Here is a 3,214-nt window from a genome sequence, read left to right as displayed (position 1 = left end):
TTGTTTACTTTAACCTGAATTTCGAAAGTATCGCTTCTTGAAAATATGAAAAGGGCTCCGAATCTTTGGTAGAATGGTGTTTACTTGGAACACTACACCCAAAGAGAGGAGCACCTTATAGGTGAAGTCTACCACAACGATCAGCAAAATTAAAACAGAATTTTCACTACAAAACGCAACGAGCTGCGGCGGCATCAAAATCTTCCTGGCCTTTCTCGAAAAAATCAAACTGCCGGAGGCGATGTGCAGCCTCTCCGGCGGCAAAGCGCGCAACTCCCTCTTCCCCGTTTACCGTATTCTGCTCTATCTCATCGTTGGCTGGATGCTTGGCTGCGAACGGATTTTTCATTTCCGTCGTTTGCAAAGCGACGTGCTGCTGAGGCGCTTTCTCGGCGGCCGCTGCCCGCATCACAGTCTGTTGTACAAGGAATTGATCCGGCTTGGTCGTTTCTGTCCCTCTCTGGTTAACGAACTGCGGAGGCTGAATCAAGAGATCATTCGACCCTGCTTGCCACCTGAGCTGATTCTCGATCTGGATTCCACGGTAGAGACCGTGTATGGCGATCAGTCCGGCGCGGCCAAAGGCACAAATCCACACAAGCCCGGGCGTAAGAGCTATCATCCCCTGCTTGCCTTTGAAGGCCAGAGCCGACTAAACTTGAACGCCGTGCTTCGACCGGGCAATACGCACTCTTCCACCGATGCGGCCGACTTCCTGCGGCAAACCTTTAGACTGCTCGACGAACACAAAGTGAAGTACGCAAGGTTCGACAAAGGCTTTGGCGGTGAAGATTTTTACAGCTTGTGGGAGCAGCACCACATCGGCTATGTCGGCAAGCTGAAATGGACCCAGCGGCTGGCCAAGGAAGTTGGGGCTTGTCGTTACTGGACGCGATATGTCGACGAAGAGTGGATCATCGAAGGTATTTGCTTGATCTACCAAGCGACCTCCTGGAACAAGGCGCGTCGTGTAGCGATCATCCGTAAGGCGCAAGTGTTCGAGGAGGGCCAAGGCCGCATTGTATTCGATTCGGACTGGCAGTACGAAGCCATGGTGACTAATCTGGAATGGGAACCGATCGATTTGTGGCGATTCTACAATCAGCGCTGCTGCATGGAAAATTACATTAAGGAAGCCAAGAACGGGTTTTCCATCGATCGCATTGCGACAGGTGATTTCAAAGCCAATGGTCTGGATCTGCTGATCAAGCTGCTGGCCTACAATTTGTTCGAGCGCTTCAAACGTGACTGCTGTGAGCCAGTCCATCAAGGCTATACGATTGCCCGGTTCCGTCTGGAATTCTTTTATTGCGCCGCAACGCTCATTCGGCATGGTCGCTCTATCCTACTCAAGCTTGCGAGGGACTTTCCCAGCCGTTATGTCTGGAAACGAATCGAGGTTCGAGTGGCGCAGTTAGAATAATGATAAGCAAAATTTTACATGGAAATCAGGACTGCCTCTTCATTGGGGAGGGGGAAAGACCATCTGCCGCAAGCTTCCGTCTCCACTAAAACATGGGAAACTCCCACCTTTTCACTTCTTAAGTCGCCATTGCTTTAGCATCTTGCATTGATCTTATGCACTTTCGAAATTCAGGTTTAATTGTTAATCCTAACTCATCAGATATTTCTTCAGATAGGCCACAGATATCCCATGTGGTCCCTTTTTCTTCAAATAAGTTCAACCGATAGATAACATCATAAAATCCAATAAAATCAAGAAATGTGATTCCATTGAAGAGGACAAAACCGATCTTCATACGAACTGACCTCCTAGGTTTGATCGCTCTTTACAGGTATTTCATCTAACGTTCTCGTATTCACGAACCCGAGAACCTTAAGGCAGCTTTAGCTGCCGGCCGCGACGCGGTTAGGTTCGCAGGGTTGTTCGCCTGAATCCGCTCACAGCTTCTTCCTCATCGGGCGAACCAAGGGCCGGCAGGCCCGCAGCGTGAATATGATGTTATATGACGTCACAGACTTCTTCGATTAACTACCAATGAATATATCCTGACTTCTTTAAGATCTTATAGGTCATTGAATTCAATTCATTTATTGGCTCTTTTAAACTAAAATACCTCAATTCAAGTCCTTCATTATCATTAATTGCTGGAATCCCGGATACCTTGTGGGCTTCGTATACTATGATTGCATTATAAACTTCATCGCCATGAGGATATTGATAGTACATATCACTTCCAGATAAGACCGTTATAAATTTCAGTTCTTCTGCATTGAGTCCAGCTTCTTCATATAATTCTCTATGTCCTGCTTCTTCAAAAGTTTCAGCTAATTCTAAGGCTCCTCCAATAACTCCCCAATCTCCTGTATCCGTTCTTCTTTGAAGCAGTATATTCTTTTCTTCGTTCAATACGATAACCGTCACACCAGTCAAAATTAAAGGTCGAGTACCGACCAATTTCCGGAGTTCTGAAATATATCCCATCTTGATTCCTCTTTCTAATATTCATTTGTCTGTGATGTCATATAACGTTCCTTGTATTCACGACGCCCCACCACCTTAAGGTCACGAAGTGACCGGCCGCGATGCGGTTAGGTGAATGGATGTGTCCCGGCAATTACTTCCCCGACTTATCTTCCGGGACCGAGGCGGCTTGTCCGCCGATGCGTGAACACATTGTTAGATGATGCTTGCAGGCCCTCTTTGAATTACTTACACTATTTTCTTTGCAACATAGGTTATACAATCCGTTGTCAGTTTTACGGGTTCTCCATTTCTGTCAATCTCATATTCTAATTGTTTTACAAATCGTTTTTTGATTTCCCAACCAGAATATTGATGATCCAATAATTCCATCATTCGTTCAGTAGATATATTCACTTCAAACATTGGATCTAATTCTTGTCCATTATCAAGGTTTACTTCCTTTATGTTCGATCCAATAATTATACAGTTGGATCCATTCGTTTTGGTTCCAAGAGTCATTTCTTTAAGCTTTATTTCCAATGCCCTTTCCGAACTAACATGTTCCAAGGCAGATACAGAAATAATCATGTCATACTCGTCTTGTTCGATTCTGAACTGTTCAATATCTGATAATCTTGTAACAATATATTGTTCAACCCCAAATTTGTTACTATAGCTTTTCAATTTATCTATCGCTGATTCCAATAAATCAACGCAAACTACTTTCCCCATTCTGGTCTTTAATGATTCTGCTATGGGGATACTATTCCTACCAATTCCAGATCC

At 44.9% G+C, this 3,214-nt stretch carries 4 protein-coding genes; 1 reads left to right on the top strand and 3 read right to left on the bottom strand.

Features of this window, described 5'->3' with window-relative positions; translation table 11 throughout:
• Nucleotides 1-121 precede the first annotated feature (121 nt).
• Complete coding sequence (locus POTG_RS21360) at nt 122-1,423, top strand: IS1380 family transposase (RefSeq protein ID WP_009226929.1); 1,302 nt, start codon at nt 122-124, stop codon at nt 1,421-1,423.
• A gap of 118 nt (nt 1,424-1,541) precedes the next feature.
• Here POTG_RS21360 and POTG_RS21355 read toward each other — a convergent pair whose 3' ends face one another.
• From POTG_RS21355 to POTG_RS21345, 3 genes are all read right to left on the bottom strand, one after another.
• A complete protein-coding gene (locus tag POTG_RS21355; RefSeq protein ID WP_009226928.1) occupies nt 1,542-1,760 on the bottom strand; it encodes a hypothetical protein in 219 nt (72 codons plus the stop codon).
• A 233-nt stretch (nt 1,761-1,993) separates the two neighbouring features.
• A complete protein-coding gene (locus POTG_RS21350; RefSeq protein WP_009226927.1) occupies nt 1,994-2,446 on the bottom strand; it encodes an NUDIX hydrolase in 453 nt (150 codons plus the stop codon).
• Nucleotides 2,447-2,674: 228 nt separating this feature from the next.
• The coding region (locus POTG_RS21345; protein ID WP_036646589.1) for a class I SAM-dependent methyltransferase at nt 2,675-3,214 on the bottom strand (540 nt) is incomplete at its 5' end.

The organism is Paenibacillus sp. oral taxon 786 str. D14, assembly GCF_000159955.1.
GTDB classification, from domain to species: domain Bacteria; phylum Bacillota; class Bacilli; order Paenibacillales; family Paenibacillaceae; genus Fontibacillus; species Fontibacillus phoenicis.
The sequence above is the reverse complement of the archived record's forward strand: the minus strand, read 5'-3'. Positions and strand labels throughout refer to the sequence as shown.